This is a genomic window from Nocardioides silvaticus, from assembly GCF_003160695.1.
GTDB lineage: Bacteria > Actinomycetota > Actinomycetes > Propionibacteriales > Nocardioidaceae > Nocardioides > Nocardioides silvaticus.
Window position 1 is genome coordinate 325,485 of the sequence record NZ_QGDD01000003.1, and the last position, 17,502, is coordinate 342,986.

The 17,502-nt window shown below is 72.5% G+C and carries 20 protein-coding genes; 11 read left to right on the forward strand and 9 right to left on the reverse strand.

What is annotated here, in order from left to right; translation table 11 throughout:
- Positions 1–46: 46 nt before the first annotated feature.
- Positions 47–1,087 (reverse strand): hypothetical protein, encoded by a 1,041-nt coding sequence (locus DJ010_RS09650; RefSeq protein WP_109693451.1) that lies wholly within the window; start codon positions 1,085–1,087, stop codon positions 47–49.
- A gap of 19 nt (positions 1,088–1,106) precedes the next feature.
- On the reverse strand, positions 1,107–1,904 hold the full coding sequence (locus tag DJ010_RS09655; protein WP_245927398.1) for a carbon-nitrogen hydrolase family protein: 798 nt from the start codon (positions 1,902–1,904) through the stop codon (positions 1,107–1,109).
- A gap of 63 nt (positions 1,905–1,967) precedes the next feature.
- Here DJ010_RS09655 and mobA point away from each other — a divergent pair, with 63 nt between their 5' ends.
- From mobA to DJ010_RS09675, 4 genes are all read left to right on the forward strand, one after another.
- Positions 1,968–2,543: a molybdenum cofactor guanylyltransferase gene (mobA, locus tag DJ010_RS09660; protein WP_245927399.1), complete on the forward strand. Its 576-nt coding sequence runs from the start codon at positions 1,968–1,970 to the stop codon at positions 2,541–2,543.
- A 77-nt stretch (positions 2,544–2,620) separates the two neighbouring features.
- Positions 2,621–2,992 carry a DUF6457 domain-containing protein gene (locus DJ010_RS09665; protein WP_146207306.1) on the forward strand — a complete coding sequence of 124 codons (372 nt, stop codon included), beginning with the start codon at positions 2,621–2,623 and terminating at the stop codon, positions 2,990–2,992.
- Positions 2,993–3,015: 23 nt separating this feature from the next.
- Complete coding sequence (locus tag DJ010_RS09670; RefSeq protein ID WP_109693453.1) at positions 3,016–3,993, forward strand: NAD(P)H-quinone oxidoreductase; 978 nt, start codon at positions 3,016–3,018, stop codon at positions 3,991–3,993.
- 14 nt (positions 3,994–4,007) lie between these two features.
- A complete protein-coding gene (locus DJ010_RS09675) occupies positions 4,008–4,619 on the forward strand; it encodes a bacterial proteasome activator family protein (RefSeq protein WP_109693454.1) in 612 nt (203 codons plus the stop codon).
- A gap of 18 nt (positions 4,620–4,637) precedes the next feature.
- Here DJ010_RS09675 and DJ010_RS09680 read toward each other — a convergent pair whose 3' ends face one another.
- The 4 genes from DJ010_RS09680 to DJ010_RS09695 all read right to left on the reverse strand — a co-directional run bounded on the left by DJ010_RS09680 (position 4,638) and on the right by DJ010_RS09695 (position 8,653).
- Positions 4,638–5,357: a hypothetical protein gene (locus DJ010_RS09680; protein WP_146207307.1), complete on the reverse strand. Its 720-nt coding sequence runs from the start codon at positions 5,355–5,357 to the stop codon at positions 4,638–4,640.
- A gap of 29 nt (positions 5,358–5,386) precedes the next feature.
- Positions 5,387–6,226: an HAD family hydrolase gene (locus DJ010_RS09685; protein WP_109693531.1), complete on the reverse strand. Its 840-nt coding sequence runs from the start codon at positions 6,224–6,226 to the stop codon at positions 5,387–5,389.
- 8 nt (positions 6,227–6,234) lie between these two features.
- Positions 6,235–7,515: a serine--tRNA ligase gene (gene serS, locus DJ010_RS09690; RefSeq protein ID WP_109693456.1), complete on the reverse strand. Its 1,281-nt coding sequence runs from the start codon at positions 7,513–7,515 to the stop codon at positions 6,235–6,237.
- Between the two features lie 139 nt (positions 7,516–7,654).
- Positions 7,655–8,653, reverse strand: coding sequence for an aldo/keto reductase (locus DJ010_RS09695; RefSeq protein WP_109693457.1), 999 nt, complete (start codon positions 8,651–8,653; stop codon positions 7,655–7,657).
- A 39-nt stretch (positions 8,654–8,692) separates the two neighbouring features.
- On the opposite strand from DJ010_RS09695, the gene DJ010_RS09700 reads away from it, so the two are divergent.
- Positions 8,693–10,273, forward strand: coding sequence for a bifunctional phosphatase PAP2/diacylglycerol kinase family protein (locus tag DJ010_RS09700; RefSeq protein ID WP_109693458.1), 1,581 nt, complete (start codon positions 8,693–8,695; stop codon positions 10,271–10,273).
- On the opposite strand, the gene DJ010_RS09705 is transcribed toward DJ010_RS09700, so the two are convergent.
- Complete coding sequence (locus DJ010_RS09705; protein WP_109693459.1) at positions 10,257–10,658, reverse strand: DUF4446 family protein; 402 nt, start codon at positions 10,656–10,658, stop codon at positions 10,257–10,259. The genes DJ010_RS09700 and DJ010_RS09705 overlap by 17 nt on opposite strands.
- A gap of 32 nt (positions 10,659–10,690) precedes the next feature.
- Here DJ010_RS09705 and DJ010_RS09710 point away from each other — a divergent pair, with 32 nt between their 5' ends.
- The 5 genes from DJ010_RS09710 (at position 10,691) to DJ010_RS09730 (ending at position 15,229) form a co-directional block, all read left to right on the forward strand.
- Complete coding sequence (locus DJ010_RS09710) at positions 10,691–11,524, forward strand: prephenate dehydratase (RefSeq protein WP_109693460.1); 834 nt, start codon at positions 10,691–10,693, stop codon at positions 11,522–11,524.
- 6 nt (positions 11,525–11,530) lie between these two features.
- Positions 11,531–12,352, forward strand: a complete 822-nt coding sequence (locus DJ010_RS09715) for an ion transporter (RefSeq protein WP_109693461.1) — start codon at positions 11,531–11,533, stop codon at positions 12,350–12,352.
- A gap of 106 nt (positions 12,353–12,458) precedes the next feature.
- Positions 12,459–13,706, forward strand: coding sequence for an arginine deiminase (locus tag DJ010_RS09720; RefSeq protein ID WP_109693462.1), 1,248 nt, complete (start codon positions 12,459–12,461; stop codon positions 13,704–13,706).
- An 87-nt stretch (positions 13,707–13,793) separates the two neighbouring features.
- Positions 13,794–14,162 carry a Crp/Fnr family transcriptional regulator gene (locus DJ010_RS09725; RefSeq protein WP_109693463.1) on the forward strand — a complete coding sequence of 123 codons (369 nt, stop codon included), beginning with the start codon at positions 13,794–13,796 and terminating at the stop codon, positions 14,160–14,162.
- A 53-nt stretch (positions 14,163–14,215) separates the two neighbouring features.
- Positions 14,216–15,229: an adenylate/guanylate cyclase domain-containing protein gene (locus tag DJ010_RS09730; protein WP_109693464.1), complete on the forward strand. Its 1,014-nt coding sequence runs from the start codon at positions 14,216–14,218 to the stop codon at positions 15,227–15,229.
- Positions 15,230–15,248: 19 nt separating this feature from the next.
- Here the strand turns inward: DJ010_RS09730 and DJ010_RS09735 are convergent, their stop codons facing one another.
- Together DJ010_RS09735 and DJ010_RS09740 are read right to left on the reverse strand one after the other, a co-directional pair.
- Positions 15,249–16,196, reverse strand: coding sequence for a DUF5926 family protein (locus DJ010_RS09735; protein WP_109693465.1), 948 nt, complete (start codon positions 16,194–16,196; stop codon positions 15,249–15,251).
- A 10-nt stretch (positions 16,197–16,206) separates the two neighbouring features.
- Positions 16,207–17,016, reverse strand: coding sequence for a glycerophosphodiester phosphodiesterase (locus tag DJ010_RS09740; RefSeq protein WP_109693532.1), 810 nt, complete (start codon positions 17,014–17,016; stop codon positions 16,207–16,209).
- Between the two features lie 83 nt (positions 17,017–17,099).
- Here DJ010_RS09740 and DJ010_RS09745 point away from each other — a divergent pair, with 83 nt between their 5' ends.
- Positions 17,100–17,435, forward strand: a complete 336-nt coding sequence (locus tag DJ010_RS09745) for a helix-turn-helix domain-containing protein (RefSeq protein ID WP_109693466.1) — start codon at positions 17,100–17,102, stop codon at positions 17,433–17,435.
- Positions 17,436–17,502 lie beyond the last annotated feature (67 nt).

Here is a 17,502-nt window from a genome sequence, read left to right on the forward strand (position 1 = left end):
TACTTCCTGGTACGCCGCCATCGCGTGCGGACGGGTGTGCCGCGAGCTACAGCAGCGCCGCCGTACGCCGTGGCTCCGGCCGTACGGCGGCCGCCTGTTCGGCGACGCGGCTGCGCCGTCCGGCATTGCCGGTGAGCGCCAGGTCCAGGCGGATGACGACGTAGGCCAGCACGAGCCCGACGAGGAGGCCGTAGACCTCCGAGAGCACCACCTCGCTCAGCCCCACCGCGGGATTGCCGAGGGAGGTCGCGACCGGGGAGGTGGCAGCGACGCCGAACGCGCAGACCCACCAGCCCTGCCGGCGTCGCGCGCGCATGTGGCAGCCGTAGGCGAGCGCGGGCACGCCGAGCACCGCGACGATCGGGCGCGGGAACGCGCCGAGCTGGTCGCGACTCCAGTCGACCCGGTCGAGCAGCCAGTCGACGAGCCCCGTGGACCCGTAGCGCCGCAACAGCTCGGCGTAGAGCAGCGTCGCCAGCAGCAGCGCAGCCCCGATCGCGACGACGAGCACGCCGCGCCGGCCGAGGCCGTGCAGGCCGGCGCCCAGCCGGAAGACGAGCACCTCGGCAGCCACGAGCGCGAGACCGAGGCCGAGGTACTCGAACCGGGTCACGTCGATCGCCGGCTCGAACCCGACCGCCGCCATCGCGCCGATGCCCGCGATCACCATGCCGATCGCACACTCCCGCGCCGCCCGCAGGAAGCTCTGCGCCGGCACCGTCGCCATCACGCCGAGCACCGCGGCCTCGGCGGTCACGAGGACCGCTGCGCCGGTGGAGAGCAGGTCCTGCTCCGCCCAGACCGCGAGCAGGCCGATCGCGAGCGCCAGCGCCCCGAACACCACCGGCCGGCCGCCGGTGCGCGCCGCGAGCGCCCAGGCGTAGGTCGCGCCGATCGTCACCGAGCCGACGACCCCCAGCCAGTCGGGCCCGGTCGGCACCATCGCGCACACCAGCAACCCGGTCCCGGCGGCGACCAGCACCGCCCACGCGACGAGCGGTAGCCGGGACGCCGAGACCGCCGCCAGCCGTTGCTGCAGACCGCCCAGCGCGGGCGTCGCGGCACTACGGTTGGTGGGGCGGGACACGGGCGATGAGCCTAGGTGGTCAGAGACGGCGGTTGAGGAGGGAGGGGTTGGTACGACGCGCCCCTGCGAGCGTCGTACGGTCCGCCTCCGCGGTCACGACCTCCGGCGCGCCCGCGTCGCCGGCACCGGTCTCCGCGACGACGTCCCCGAGCGGGTCGACGACCATGGAGTGGCCGGTGTAGCGCGGCGCCGGCTGGCCGACCGCGGCGACGTAGACGGTGTTCTCGATCGCCCGCGCCGTCACCAGCGTCCGCCAGTGGTCGACCTTGCGGGGCCCGGCGACCCACGCGGCCGGCACGACCACCAGCTCGGCGCCGGCGTCGACGAGCCGGCGCGTGAGCTCGGGGAACCGCAGGTCGTAGCAGGTCATCAGCCCGACCCGCCAGCCGCCGACCTCCACCACCGCTGGCTCGACCGGCCCGGCGGTCAGCCGGTCCGACTCCCGGTAGCCGAAGGAGTCGTAGAGGTGCACCTTGCGGTACGACGCCGTGGCGCTGCCGCGCACGACCAGGGTGTTGAAGGGCCGCTCGGGGTCCTCGCTCCGCTCGAACATCCCGGCGACGACCGTCGTCCCCCGCTCTCCGGCCACCCGCTCGACCTCGGTCGCGAACGGGCCGTCCAGCGGTTCGGCGTACGCGCTCACGTCGGAGCCGGCGTCGCCGAAGTCGCGGGCGAAGGCCTCGGGGAAGACCACCAGGTCCTGGTGCTCGGGTGTCAGCCGGTCGAGCGCGGCACGGTTCTCGGCCGGCTCCAGGCCCGACGCCGCTTGCACCAGCGCCAGTCGCAGCCGCTCCTGAGGTTCGGTGGCGTTGCTCACCCCACCAGTCTCCCCCGTGGCGCCGTGCTTCCGGGGAACGGGCCGGTTTGGGAGACTCCCGACGTGATCGAGCCCGGCCTGACCAGCTTCGCCGCGATCGTCCTCGCCGGCGGGCGGGCGACGCGGCTCGGTGGCGCGGACAAGGCGACGATCGAGCTCGGCGGCCGTTCCCTGCTCGAGCGGGCGCTGGACGCGGTGGTCGACGCCGCCGAGGTGGTCGTGGTCGGCCAGCAGGTGCCGACCGAGCGACCGGTGACGTTCGTCGTGGAGGACCCGCAGCACGGCGGTCCGGTGGCCGGCCTCCTGACCGGGCGGGACTGGTTGTTCGGCCACTACCCGTGGCTGGCGGTGCTGGCGGTCGACATGCCGTTCCTCACCGCGACCACGGTCCGGCGGCTGCACGACGCCGCCGTCGGGCACGACGGCGCGGTGCTCGTCGATCCGGACCTGCGGCGGCAGCTGGCGTTCGTCGTCGACACCGCACGGCTGGCCGAGGTCGATCCCGGCCTGGAGGCACGGCACGGGCGGCCGGTCTCGATGCTGCTCGACGCGCTCGACCTGGTCTCCGTCCCGGCCTTGGGCCGTGAGCACCGCGACGTCGACTCGTGGACCGACCTGCGCGACCTGGCCGACGACTGAGCGATTTCGACGACGATCCCCGATCCGGGTCGGGAGGGGTCTTGTCAGCGGCCACGTCGAAAGTTCACCCTGGAGTGGTGAACCTCCATGACTGGATCGATGAGCTGTGCGACCTGCTCGACGTCGAGACCGAGGCTGACGAGAGCCTCCTGGGGGACCTCGCGGAGGTCGCGCACGACAACGTGCACCCGACCGCCGGGCCGGTGACCGCGTTCCTCCTCGGCGTCGCCGCAGGGTCACGCGACGCCGGGCCGGATGCCGTCGAGCGGATGGCCGCCCGGGTGCAGGCCTTCGCCGAGGCGTGGGACCGGCCGGCCGGCTCCTCGTCCGACGAGGACAACGACGACGAGGCGGACAACGAGGTCGCGGAGGAGCTGACCCACCTCGACGAGATCGACGAGGTGGACGAGGACGTCGACGAGGAAGAGGAGGAGAACCTCCTCGTCTGACACCGGGTCGGCAAGATGGACGCATGCGTGCCGTCACCGCCACCGAGCCCGGGGGCCCCGAGGTCCTGACCGTCACCGATCTGCCGGACCCCGAGCCGGGTCCCGGCGAGGTGCTGATCGACGTGGCCGCCACGGCGGTCAACCGGGCCGACCTGCTGCAGCGGCAGGGCTTCTACCCGCCGCCCCCGGGCGCCTCGGACGTCATCGGCCTGGAGTGCAGCGGCACAGTCGCGGCGCTCGGCGAGGGCGTGACGGGCTGGGACGTCGGCGCGGAGGTGTGCGCCCTGCTGGCCGGGGGCGGCTACGCCAGCCGGGTCGTCGTACCGGCCGGGCAGGTGATGCCCGTCCCTGACGGCGTCGACCTGGTCACCGCCGCGGCCCTGCCCGAGGTCGCGTGCACCGTGTGGTCGAACGTCTTCATGGTCGCGGGGCTGCGACCGGACGAGGCATTCCTCGTGCACGGCGGCGCCGGCGGCATCGGGACGATGGCGATCCAGCTGACCAAGGCGCTCGGCGCGCAGGTCTTCGCGACGGCCGGCAGCCCGGAGAAGCTCGAGCTCTGCCGCTCGCTGGGCGCCGACGTCGCGATCGGCTACCGGGACGAGGACTTTGTCGAGGTGGTGCGGGCCGGCACCGAGGGCCGCGGCGCCGACGTCGTGCTCGACAACATGGGGGCGAAGTACCTCCAGCGCAACGTCTCCGTCCTCGCCGACGAGGGCCGGCTGGTCATCATCGGGATGCAGGGCGGGGTGAAGGCGGAGCTCGACATCGGGAAGCTGCTGTCGAAGCGCGGCGCCGTCATCGCGACCGCGCTGCGGTCGCGGCCGGTCGAGGACAAGTCCGCGATCTGCTCCTCGGTCGTCGAGAACGTGTGGCCGCTCGTCGCCGCCGGCAGGGTCGAGCCGGTCGTGCACCAGGTGCTGCCGCTGGCCGACGCCGCCGAGGCGCACCGGATCGTCGAGGACAGCTCGCACTCGGGAAAGGTGCTCCTTGCCATCTGACTAGTGTTGGCCGCATGAGCGAGCAGTCATCGGACTCCCCCGAGCAGCAGATCGTCGTCATCGGTCCCGACGGCCAGCCGGTCGCGTCGGTGCCGGCGAGCGCCCTGGCGGCCGCGCAGGAGGCCGAGGGCGACGAGGACGGCGAGCACTCGCTCACCGACCTGGTCGAGCAGCCCGCGAAGGTGATGCGGATCGGCAGCATGATCCGGCAGCTCCTCGAGGAGGTGAAGGCCGCGCCGCTCGACGACGCCAGCCGCCAGCGGCTGCGTGACATCCACCAGTCCTCGATCAAGGAGCTGGAGGCGGGACTCGCCCCGGAGCTGGTCGAGGAGCTCGAGCGGCTGTCGCTCCCGTTCACCGAGGACACCACACCCTCCGACGCCGAGCTGCGGATCGCCCAGGCGCAGCTCGTCGGTTGGCTCGAAGGCCTCTTCCACGGCATCCAGACGGCCATCTACGCCCAGCAGATGGCCGCGCGCGCCCAGTTCGAGCAGATCCGCCGGGCGCTCCCGCCGGGCATGCACCCGGAGCAGGCGGCAGGCCAGCCCGGCCAGCCGGGGCAGCCGGGCCAGGCCGGTCCGGGTCAGGAGAAGCCGGACGAGGGTCGCGGCGGGATGTACCTCTGAGCCGACGTACCGGCCGGGTCAGCCGCGTCGCGCGTTGATCCGCGCGATCACGAACAGCCCGAGCACGCCGATCAGCGCGACCGCCGCGCCGGGTGCGGCCAGCCGGCCGAGGGCCGGCGTCGACCGGGCGCCGTCCTCGGGCTCCGCGAGGGAGTACGACGGCGCCGGTTCCTCGGGCTCCTCCGACAGCGTGGCGTCGAGGAAGTTGCGGAGCCGCGCGCCCAGGCCGCCCTGCAACAGCTGGGTGCCCTTGCACGGTGCCACCAGGTAGGCCCGCATCCCCTGCTCGGCGTCGGCGAAGAAGAGGTACATCTGGTCCTGCTCGAGCCGCCCGACGCCCTCGTCGGCCGTCGGCTCGGTCACGACCTTGATCCGGTCGCCGGGCCGCAGCGCACCGCGGAAGTCCTTCTCGACGACGACCGCGTGGTCGAAGGAGGTCACCCGCGCGTCGGGCTTCTGCGACGGGGCGTCGTCGCCCTGGTTGTTCTTGCCGCCGCCGCGGGTCGTCTTGACCGGCACCACGTCGCGCACGGTGCCGGCGAAGACGTCACTCACGGCGTCGGCGTGGTCGCGGACCGCGTCCGCGTTCGCCAGGTCCAGCGCCGGGCAGTCGATCGCCGAGGCGGCGGCGGGGTCCGCGAGTGCTGCGGGTGCCGCCGGGGCCGCGGGCGTCGGCACGCACCAGCAGGCGAGGGCGGCCGCCACCGTCACCAGGGTCGTCCGGAGGGCTCGCGTCACCGCACCAGCCTAGCCACGGGCCCGGCCGGTCAGCCGAACCACCGGTCGAGCTCGAGCGCGGCACCGTCCTCGTCGACGGGACCGGTCACGTCGTCCGCCGCGTCCCGGACCTCCTGTACCGCCTGACCCATCGCCACCCCGCGGCCGGCCCAGCCGAGCATCTCGATGTCGTTGCGCCCGTCGCCGATCGCCAGCACGTCGGCCGCGTCGATGCCGAGCCGGTCGGCGACGTACTGCAGGCCCGATGCCTTCGACACCCCGACCGGCGCCAGGTCCATCCACGCCGTCCAGCCGACGACGTAGTCGGTGCCGTGCAGCCCGAGCTCCGAGGCCATCGTGACGAAGTCGTCGGCCGTGGCCTGGGGGTCGCGGATGATCACGCGGCTGACCGGCGCGGACACCAGGTCCTCGAGCTTGGTCACGATCAGCTCGCCGCCGAGCTCGCCGTCGGGAAACGGCGCCGACACCCGGTAGCCCACGCCCCGCTCCTCGATCGCGACCAGCGCGTCGGGGTGCCGCTCGAGGATCGCGTGCACGGCCGGCGCCGCGTCGAAGGTCTCCTCGTGGACGATCTCCATCGGTGGGTGCCGCACCAGCACCGAGCCGTTGGAGGCGACGATCCAGAGCCGCTCGTCCGGGTCGGCCGGGTCTCGCAGCTCGAGCTGCTCGGCGACCGCGGTCATGCCGTGCGGCGCGCGGCCGGAGGCGAGCACGACGTGAGCCCCGGCGTCGATGGCGCGTTGGACCGAGGCCAGCACCGCGGCCGGCACCGTCTCGTGGGTCGAGCCGCCGCCGGGGCCGGTCACCCACTTGAGCAGCGTTCCGTCGATGTCGAGCGCGACCAGCCGGGGTCGCCAGTCCGTTGCCACCACGTGCCTCAGACCGGCTTGATCAGGTCGAGACCCCCGAGGTAGGGGCGGAGCGCCTCCGGCACCCGGACCGACCCGTCCTCCTGCTGGTGGGTCTCGAGGATCGCGACGATGGCGCGGGTGACGGCCGTCAGGGTGCCGTTGAGGGTGGCGACCGGCCGGACCTTGCCGTCGGCGCCCGCGGCGCGGCCGCGGATGTCGAGGCGGCGCGACTGGAACTCGGTGCAGTTGGAGGTCGAGGTGAGCTCGCGGTACTTGCCCTGGGTGGGGATCCACGCCTCGCAGTCGAACTTGCGGATCGCCGACAGCCCGAGGTCCCCGGCCGCGACGTCGATCACGCGGTAGGCGAGCTCGAGCTTGTCGAGGAACTCCTTCTCCCACGCGAGCAACCGCTCGTGCTCGGCGTACGACTCCTCGAGCGTCGTGTAGACGAACATCTCGACCTTGTCGAACCAGTGGACCCGGATGATGCCCTTGGTGTCCTTGCCGTGCGAACCGGCCTCCTTGCGGAAGCAGGGGCTGAACGCCGCGTAGCGGCGGGGCAGCGACGACTCCTCGAGGATCTCGTCGGAGTGGTACGCCGCCATCGGCACCTCCGAGGTGCCGACCAGGTAGAGGTCCTCGCCCTCGATCCGGTAGACGTCGTCGGCTGCCTGGCCCAGGAAGCCGGTGCCGTCCATCGCCCGCGGCCGCACCAGCGAGGGGGCAATCACCTGTGTGAAGCCGGCGGCGCGGGCCTGGTCCATCGCCATGGTGACCAGGGCCAGCTCGAGCTGGGCCCCGATGCCGGTGAGGAAGTAGAAGCGGCTGCCGCTGACCTTGGCGCCGCGCTCGAGGTCGATCGCGCCGAGCAGCTGGCCGAGCTCGACATGGTCGCGCGGCTCGAACCCCTCGGCGGCGAAGTCGCGCGGCGTACCGACGTGCTCGATCACGGCGAAGTCGTCCTCGCCGCCGGCGGGTGCCTCGTCGGCAGCCAGGTTCGGGATCTCCTTGAGGATCCCGTTCCACTCCTCCTCGGCCGCGGTCCGCGCGGCCTCGGCCTCCTTGACCTCGGCGGCGAGCGCCTTGGTCTGCGCGAGCAGCTCCTGCTTCTCCTCCGGGGAGGCCTTCGGGATCTGCGCGCCGAGCGTCTTCTGCTCGGCCCGCTTCGACTCGAAGGTCGCGATCGCCGTACGACGCGCGGAGTCGGCCGCCAGCGCCCGGTCGACCACCTCGGCGGACAGCCCGCGCTTGGCCTGGGCGGCGCGGACGCGGTCGGGCTCGTCGCGGAGGATGCGCGGGTCGATCATGGTGCTGAGGCTATCCGGATCGTCGAATCGTCTCTCGTGGCGGGTTCATTCGTCGGTTGGGGTGGACAGATGTCGACCACGAGGGACGATTCGACGAGCCACGAGGGAGGAATCAACACGCCACGAGGGGGGATTCGACCTAGAAGAGAGCCACGGGTTCGGGGGGCGGGAAGAGGTCGTCGAGCTCGGTGAGGTCCTGGGGGGTGGGGACCCAGGAGGAGGCGGCGGCGTTGTTGGTGACCTGCTCGGGACGGGTGGCGCCGGCGATGACGCTGGCGACCGGGTCCTGGGCCAGCAGCCAGCCGATGGCGACGGTCACCTCGCTGACGTCGCGGGCGCGGGCGAAGTCGCCGAACCGCTGGAGCTGGGGCGAGGCCGCTGTCTCGAGCAGGTGCTGGCGGGTGCGGGTGAGGCGGGAGCCCTCCGGCGCTGTGCCGCCGGCGTACTTGCCGGTGAGCAGGCCGTTGGCGAGCGGGAAGTACGGCAGCAGGCCGAGGCCGTAGGCGCGACAGGCCGGGACGACCTCGAGCTCGGCCCGGCGGTCGACCAGGTTGTAGTGGCTCTGGCTGGAGATGAACCGCTCGGTCCCGAGCTCGCGGGCCACGTGCTCGGCCTCGGCGATCTGCCACCCCGCCCGGTTGGAGTGCCCGACGTAGCGGACCTTGCCGGCCCGGACCAGGTCGTCGAGCGCACTGAGGGTCTCGTCGATCGGCGTCGCCGGGTCGGGCGTGTGGAACTGGTAGAGGTCGATCCGGTCGGTGCCCAGCCGGCGCAGGGACGCCTCGACCGCGGTCACGATGTAGCGCCGGCCGCCACGGGCGCCGAAGTCCGGCCCGTTGACCCCGCGCATGTCCATGCCGAACTTGGTCGCGACCACGACCTCGTCGCGGCGCCCGCGCAGCGCGGCCCCGAGCCGCTCCTCGGACAGCCCCGGCTCGGCGCCGTAGGTGTCGGCGACGTCGAACAGGGTGATCCCGGCGTCGAGGGCCGCGCCGACGACCCGGTCGGTGCCCTCCTGGGACTCCGACGCCGTGCCGGGCCGGCCGAGGTTGTTGCAGCCGAGGCCGACGGCGGAGACGACGAGCCCGGAGCTGCCGAGGCGGCGGTGGGGCGCAGGTTCCTGCTGAGGGGTGGTCACGAGTACGACGCTAGCGGGCCGCTCGGTTAGCCTGCCCGCGTGCTCGACCGCCCTCGTCAGACCCCCCTGATCGCCGCGGTCGCGTGCCTGCTCCTCTTCTCGGTGCTCGCGCTCGGCGTCTCCCTGGACTGGGCCTGGCTCGCGGACGTCGACGACACCGGTGAGGACCTCGCGGGCTGGGCCGACGACCAGGGCGACTGGCTCCACGACGTGCTCCGGGTCGTCGAGCTGGCCTTCGAGGTGCTGGCGATGACGATCTACTCGGTCGTGCTCACCGGCGTCATGCTCGCCAAGCGGCACCGCCGGGCGGCGGTCTTCGTCGTCGTGGTGATGGTCGCGACGGTCGTGATAACCCAGGGCCTCAAGCTCCTCGTCGGGCGCGACCGGCCCGACTGGCAGGAGACACTGGGCTTCCTCGACACCCGCGCGTTTCCCTCCGGGCACGCCTCCCAGACCACCGCGCTCGCGGGCGTGTGCCTGGTGCTCGCGGTCATGCTCGTCCGGCGCGCCAACATCCGCCGGCTGATCGGCGCCGGGCTGGTGCTCGTCGTGGCCCTGGTGTGCGCCGACCGGCTGCTGCTGGGACGGCACTTCTGGACCGACGTCACCGGCGGGGCGCTGCTCGGCGCCGGCCTGGTGCTGCTGACGCTCGCGCTCTACAACCCGCTCCCCCGCAGCCACGCGCTCAACGCGCTGCCGTTGCCGCAGGCCCTGCCGTCGAACAACGACCTCGCGGTCGTGCTCAACCCGATCAAGGTCGAGGACGTCGACCAGTTCCAGGCCATGGTCGCCCAGCTGGCCGCCGAGTCGGGGTGGAAGGAACCGCGCTGGTACCTCACCACCATCGAGGACTCCGGCACCGGCCAGGCCGAGCAGGCCTCGATCGACGGCGCCGACCTGGTCATCGTCTGCGGTGGCGACGGCACCGTGCGCGAGGTCTGCGCCGAGCTCGCCGGCACCGGCATCCCGGTCGGGATCGTCCCGGCCGGCACCGGCAACCTGCTCGCGCGCAACCTCGACATCCCGCTCTTCATCCGGGCCGCGATCGACATCGCGATCAACGGCCAGGACCGGGCCATCGACATGGTCAAGGTGACCGGCGACGGCATCGAGGACACCCACTTCATGGTGATGGCCGGCATGGGCTTCGACGCCGCGATCATGGAGGGCGTCAACGAGGACATCAAGGCGAAGGTCGGCTGGCTGGCCTACGTGTGGTCGGCCCTCAAGGCGCTGATGTTCCCGACCATGCGGCTGGAGGTGTCGATCGACGGCGGCGAGTTCACCAAGCACCGCGCCCGGACCTGTGTCGTCGGCAACGTCGGCAGCCTTCAGGGCGGGATGAACCTGATCCCCGACGCGGCCATCGACGACGGCCAGCTCGACGTCGTCCTGCTCTACCCGCGCCGGTTCCTCAGCTGGATCCCGCTCGTCGTGCGGGTGCTGAGCCGCCGGGAGGGGCGGGCCGGCGAGTCCGTCGCGCGCTTCACCGGCCGGTCGGTCGTCGTACGCGCGTCCTCGGAGGTGCCGCGCCAGCTCGACGGCGACACCATCGGCCCCGGCTGCGAGCTGCACATGGAGTGCATCCACGGCCGGCTGCTGGTCAGGGTGCCGCGGTAGCCCTCGCGTGGCCGATCGCCTCGGCCTCCTCCGGTGAGAGCTCCTGGTCGCTCTTCCAGCCCAGGACGCTCTTGGCGTAGGTGCGGGCCTCGTTGCGGCCGCGGATCGAGGTGAGGACGACGCCGTCGCCGCCGTCGTCGAGCAACGCCAGCGACCACGACAGCCGGCCACCCATCTCCTCGAACGCGTCGTAGCGCACCACGGCCAGGTGCCGCAGCACGCCGCTCGCCTCCTTGCGGAGCGCAGCGACCTCGCGCCGCAGCCCGAGCACGTCGGCGGGCAGGTCGCCGTCGGCGGTGGGTCGCGTCCGGCGCCAGCTCACGAGGGCCAGCGCGAGCGCGAGGGCGGCGACGATCAGGGCGATGCTCGCGAGCAGCGTCGGCATGGGCCGATCGTAGGTCGCACTACCCTTGGGCCATGCCACGCATCGCCTACCAGGGAGAACCCGGCGCGAACTCCCACCTCGTGTGCAAGCAGCACTACGCGGACTGGGAGGCGATCCCGTGTGCGTCGTTCGAGGACGTCTTCGCGGCGGTCACGGCCGGGGAGGCCGACCTGGCGATGATCCCGATCGACAACTCGATCGCCGGGCGGGTGGCCGACATCCACCACTTCCTGCCCGAGTCGGACCTCCACATCGTGGCCGAGCACTTCCTACGCATCGAGTTCTCGCTGATGGCGGTGCCCGGCGCCAGCCTCGACACCATCCGCACCGTGCACAGCCACGTCCACGCCCTGGGCCAGTGCCGCAAGGTGATCCGCGAGCTCGGGCTGACGCCCCTGATCTCCGGCGACACGGCCGGCGCCGCCCGCGAGGTCGCCGAGGCCGCAGACCCGACCCAGGCAGCGATCGCGCCCCCGCTCGCGGCCGAGATCTACGGCCTGGAGATCCTGCGCGCCGACGTCGAGGACGAGGACCACAACACCACCCGGTTCGTCGTGCTCTCCCGCGACTTCGTCAAGGCCCCTCCCGGCAACGGGCCGGTCGTCACCAGCTTCGTCTTCAACGTCCGGAACCTGCCGGCCGCGCTCTACAAGGCGCTCGGCGGCTTCGCGACCAACGGCATCAACATGACCAAGCTGGAGAGCTACATGGTGGGCGGGTCCTTCGCCGGCGCCACCCAGTTCCTCGCCGAGGTCGACGGGCACCCGGACGACCCCGGCCTGAAGCGGGCGCTGGAGGAGCTGGGGTTCTTCACCACCGACGTGAAGATGCTCGGCGTCTACCCGGCCGACCCGTTCCGCGGCTGACGGCCGATGGACGTGCATCCCGCCCGGGAGGCCGCCCGGCGGCTGATCGAGCGCCCGGCCTTCCAGTGGTTCGTCATCGCGGTGATCCTGCTCAACGCCGCCATCCTCGGTCTCGGGACCTACGAGCGTTGGATGAGCGAGTACGGCACGCTCATCAACGTCGTCGGCTGGTGCACGCTGGCCGTGTTCGTGGTCGAGATCGCGCTCCGGATCTTCGCCGAGGGCTGGCGCTTCTGGCGCGGCGGCTGGAACGTCTTCGACTTCGTCGTGGTCGCGATCGCGTTCGTGCCGAGCGGCAGCGCCAGCGGTGTGCTGCGGGTGCTGCGGGTGCTGCGGGTGCTGCGCCTGCTGTCCACGGTGCGCTCGATGCGCACGGTCGTGGCTGCGCTCGTCACGACCATCCCGGGCATGAGCTCGATCGCACTGCTGCTGCTCATCCTCCTCTACGTGAGCGCGGTGGTCGCCACCCAGCTCTTCGGCACGACCGACCCCGAGCACTTCGGGACCCTCGGCCAGTCGCTGCTGTCGCTCTTCCAGGTCACGACCGGGGACGACTGGGCCAACGTCGTCCGCGCCGCGACCGAGGAGCACACCTGGGCGTGGGCGTTCTTCCTCGCCTTCGTCGTGCTGTCGACCTACATCGTGCTCAACCTCTTCATCGCGGTCGCGGTCGAGGCCCTCGACCGCGAGGTGGAGGAGGACAACGCCGAGCTGGCCGAAGAGGTGGAGCAGGCGGTCGACGACTCCACGGCCACGATCCTCGCGGCGATCGCCGACCTCAAGCAGCAGGTGGCCGCGCTCGAGGCACGCCTCGAGGTGCCCGACTGATCCCATCGCCGACGTCCTACGGTGGACCCCGTGAGCGGCGCGCGACGCAGGACGTGCGAAGCCGCCGACGCACGTGATTGTCAGACAATCCACTAAGGTGCCCGCCATGACCGACGCAACGGTGAACCCCAGCGCTCCCGAGCCCGCCCCGGCCGGCGTGGACAGCGAGGTGGGCCGCCTGCGCACGGTGATGCTGCACCGGCCCGGCCCCGAGCTCCAGCGGCTGACGCCCCGCAACAACGACAAGCTGCTCTTCGACGGCGTCCCCTGGGTGTCGCGCGCCCAGGACGAGCACGACGCGTTTGCCGACGCCCTCCGCGGCCGCGGGGTCGAGGTGGTCTACCTGACCGAGCTGCTGGCCGAGACCCTCGCCGAGCCCGAGGCGCGGGACATCGCGATCGAGACCGCGCTCACCGACCTCGACCTCGGCGAGACGCTGCGGCTCTACCTCCGCGGCTTCCTGGGCGACGCGACGCCCGAGGACCTCACGATCTACCTCACCTCCGGCATCCGCAACGACGAGGTCCGCGGCGGGTTCGGGCTGGTCACCAAGCTGCTCGCGTTCGACGACTTCCTCGTCGACCCGTTGCCCAACCTGCTCTTCACCCGCGACTCCTCGGTGTGGGTGCGCGACCGGGTGGCGATCACCTCGCTGGCGATGCCGGCGCGGAAGCGCGAGACGCAGCTGACCGAGCTGATCTACCGCCACCACCCGCGGTTCGCGGCCAGCCCGCGGATCCTCGGCCACCACTTCGAGCACGTCGAGGGCGGCGACGTCCTGCTGCTCGCGCCGGGCGTGATCGCCGTTGGCGTCGGGGAGCGTACGACGCCCGCGGGCGCCGAGCGGTTCGCCCGCCAGGTCTTCGAGTCGGGGCTGGCCGAGACCGTCCTCGCCGTACCGATCGCCCAGGAGCGGGCGACCATGCACCTCGACACGGTGTGCACCATGGTCGACGTCGACAAGGTCGTGATGTACCCGAACGTGGCCGACACCCTGACCGCGTACGCCGTCACCCGGCGCGCCGACAGCGACCCGGCCGGCCTCGAGCTCGAGGTCGCGGAGCCCGAGCCGTTCCTCGTCGCGGCGGCCAAGGCGATGCAGCTCGACACCCTCCACCAGATCGACACCGGGCTCGACCCGGTCACCGCCGAGCGGGAGCAGTGGGACGACGGCAACAACACCCTGGCCCTCGCGCCGCGGCTCGCGGTGGCCTACGAGCGCAACGACGGCACCAACAGCCGGCTCGAGGCGGCGGGCATCGAGGTGATCCGGATCGCGGGCTCCGAGCTGGGCTCCGGGCGCGGCGGTCCGCGCTGCATGAGCTGCCCGATCGCGCGTGACCCGGCGCACTAACCCATGCCCCTCCCGGGTCGTTGTGGATAAAGTCGCATCCAACGCGGGTGCCGCGCCACATGGGGAGACCGCAGGGAAAGGGTCAACATGACAACGTTCTTCGAGCACTTCACGCCCAAAGAGGTCGCCAAGATCAGCGGGCTGGGTCGCCGGGTCCACCTTCCGGAGGGCTGGTCCCCGATCTGGAAGGACACTCCTGCGGACAAGGCCTACATCATCCTCGACGGCACGGTCTCGGTGCGGGTCGACGGCTCCGAGATCGCCCAGCTGGGTGCCGGCGACATCGTCGGTGAGGCCGCGATCATGGGTCAGAAGCTGCGCAACGCGACGATCGTCGCGCTCACGGAGCTCGACTGCATCCACCTGACCGACGAGACGCTGCTGAAGCTCGACGCCGAGATGCCGAGCTTCCACGAGGCCCTGGTCGAGGTCGCCCAGGCCCGCGTCAGCGGCTGACGGCCCCCACCGACGCCACCGACGCCACCGACGCCACCGACGCCATCGACTCCGTGCCACCCGGGGAGTCCGGACCGCCCGACGCGCTCGACGCGCTCGAGTACCGGCTCCTCGGGGAGGAGCCCCACCTCGACCAGGCCGAGGTCGCCGAGCGGGCCGGCGTGTCCCTCGAGGTCGCCCGCGAGCTCTGGCACCTCCTCGGCTTCGCCCACACCGAACCGGGCGAGCCCGCGTTCACCGAGGCGGACGTCCGCGCGCTGCGGAACACCGTGGACCTGATCGACCTCGGCGTCATCGACGCCGACCGGCAGGACGGGCTGGTCCGCACCCTCGGTCGCAGCTTCGCCCGACTGGCCGAGTGGCAGGTCGGCCTGCTCGCCGACATCGCCCGCGAAGCGGGGATCGACCCGACCGACGGCCTGATCGACCTCGCCGGCGAGGTGCTGCCGCGGGTCGAGGACCTGCAGAACTACGTGTGGCGACGGCACCTGCTCAGCGTGTCCTCGCGGATGCTGGCCGTCGCGGCCACCGACGACCGCACCAGCTGCCGCGCGGTCTGCTTCGTCGACATCGTCGGCTACACAGCCCGCTCGCGGAACCTGTCCGAGCGCGAGCTGGTCAGCTGGCTCGAGGCGTTCGAGACCGCGGCGCTCGACACCGTCATCGAGCACAACGGGCGGATCATCAAGAACATCGGCGACGAGCTGCTCATCGTGGCCGACACCGCCCAGGACGCCGTCGCGATGGCGCTCGAGCTGACCCGACGCGGCGCCGACGAGGACGACGAGTTCCCGGCGGTGCGTGCCGGAGTGGCGTACGGCGAGGTGGTCACCCGCCTCGGCGACGTGTTCGGCCCGACCGTCAACATCGCCGCCCGGCTCACCAGCGTGGCACGGCCCGGGTCGGTGCTCGTCGACAAGGGCATGTTCGAGGCGCTCACCGGCGCCGAGGACGACGACTCCGACGAGCACGAGGACGCCGCGTCGACGTACCGCTTCCGCCGGCTGCGCCGGGTGTCGGTGAAGGGCTACTCCCGCCTGCACACCTGGGTCGTCCAGCCGCGTTGAGAGCGGCGCCGGTCCGGCGTCAGCGGATCGTCACCTGGCGGTTGGCGAGCCCGGCGCGGGCGGAGCGCTCCTCGGTCGTCAGGTCGGCCGTCGCCGCGAGCGCCTCGTCGAGCCGCGCGCGCAGCTCGGCCGCGGCGTCCTCGACACCCTCGACGCCGGTGCCGTCCGGGAGCTCCCAGACCGGCGCGACCACACCGTGCGCGCGGAACATCCCGATCAGCCGCGCGCCGTCGACCACCCGGTCGCGGTCGTCGACGTGCAGCCGCGCGAACGCGTCGAGCAGGGCGTCCTCCGGCTCCGGCATCACCCAGCGCAGGAACTCCTTGTCGCCCAGCTTGGTCCAGTACGCCGCCGTCACTGACGCGAGCCGGGCCGTCGGCGAGGCGGCACCCTGCGCCTGCTCGAGCGCGGCCGCGAGCTCCGGGGAGTCCTCGACGTCGGAGACCCAGAAGTCGAACCCCTCGTGGACCTCGATGCGCAGCGGTTCGTCGACGACGAGGTCCTGCAGCCGCGGGCCGGCGGCCGGCGGCTCGGTGAGCCCCACCATCGGCGTGCCGGGCTCGGCGTCGAGCGCCGCCAGGAGCACGGCCGCGAGGTCGCGCGAGGGGTCGCCGAAGCTGTGCTGCACCTGGAGACCGAGCCAGACCTCGCCGCTCTCGCGGACCATCGCCGGCGCGGCCATCGGCAGCAGCGTGCAGACCCGCACCGCGCGGTCGGCGTGCTCGCCCTGGAGCGTGAGCGCCGCGGACGCCGCCGGCACCAGCTCGCGCATCGCCACCAGGTCGCACTCCGAGGCCAGGCCCTCGAAGGGCCGCTTCACGAACACGGTGCCGCCGCCGGGTGCGCCGTGGCAGGCCTTGTAGCGCTTGCCGGACCCGCACGGGCACGGCTGGCGGGGGCCGACCTCTCCGGGCGCGCCGGAGGTCGTCTCGGCGGCGCGGTTCTTCGAGCGGTTCTTCTTGGCCATGGCCCAGAACCTATCCGGGTGGCTCCTCCTCGACCTCACCGCGTCGGTCGAGCAGGTCGAGGAGGTACGCCGGCCGGTCGGTGATCACGGCCCGCACGCCGAGCTTGAGGCAGAGGTCGAGGTCGTCCTCGGTGTTGACCGTCCAGACGTGCAGGGTGCGGCCGGTGCGGACCATGCTGTCGACGACCCGCGGGTGGTCGCGCAGCATCTCGATGCCCGGGCCCATGATCGTGCGCGGGCCGACGGCCCGGCGCAGCATCGGCCACAAGGACGGCTTGTCGACGAGCTGCACCGTCTGCACGTCCGGGGCGAGCCGCTCGACCCGCTGGAGAGCGGTGAACGAGAAGCTCATCACCCGCACCGGCGAACCGGCTGTCTCCCAGCCGAAGTCGCGCAGCATCTCCACGAGCCGCTTCTCGACCAGGCCGCCGAACCGGGTCGGGTGCTTGGTCTCGATCGCCACCTCGACCCGCCGGTCGTAGTCGGCGACGGTCTCCAGCAGCTTGCGGAGGGTGAGGACGCCGTCGAGCTCCTCGTCGCGGTCGGGCGCCTCGTCGTCGAGGTCCGACCACGGGTTCTTCCAGGTCGAGAAGTCGAGCTCGTTGAGCTCGGCGAGGTCCATCGTCGAGACCAGGCCGGGGTTGCCCGACGTACGACGGAGGTTGCGGTCGTGCACGCAGACCAGGTGCCCGTCGGCGGTCAGCCGGACGTCGCACTCGAGGCCGCCGGCGCCGGCGTCGAGCGCCTCGAGGTAGGCGCTGAGGGTGTGCTCGGCGATCTCGTGACTCGCGCCGCGGTGTGCGACGACCTGCGGCCGCATGGGCAGCATGATGCACCAGCAGGGCCGTACGCCGGGAGCGAACAGCCCTGTCGCCCTTCGGTGCGGCGGCCTAACGTCACCCCATGGGTGACGTCCTCCGCTTCCCGACCACCGCCCCGGCCCGGCCCGCGCCGCGGCCCGCTCCCGAGCCCGCGCCGGTCGAGCCGCTGTGGCGCGAGGCGGCCGGCGAGGAGCTGCGGCAGGAGCGCCACCGCAGCGAGCGGACGCTGGCCGACGTCGCCGAGGAGGCCGGGATCTCCGTGCAGTACCTCTCCGAGGTCGAGCGCGGGCGCAAGGAGCCGAGCTCGGAGGTGCTGGCCGCCGTCGCCGGCGCGCTCGGCCTGCGGATGGCCGACCTGACGCTCCGGGTGGCCCGGCGGATGCACGCCGTGCGCGGCCCGGTCTGTCTGGCGGCGTAGGCGCGCGGGTGCGGGCGTCTCGATACGTCCTCGCCTAGCGGCTCGGACTACTCGACGACCGAAAAGC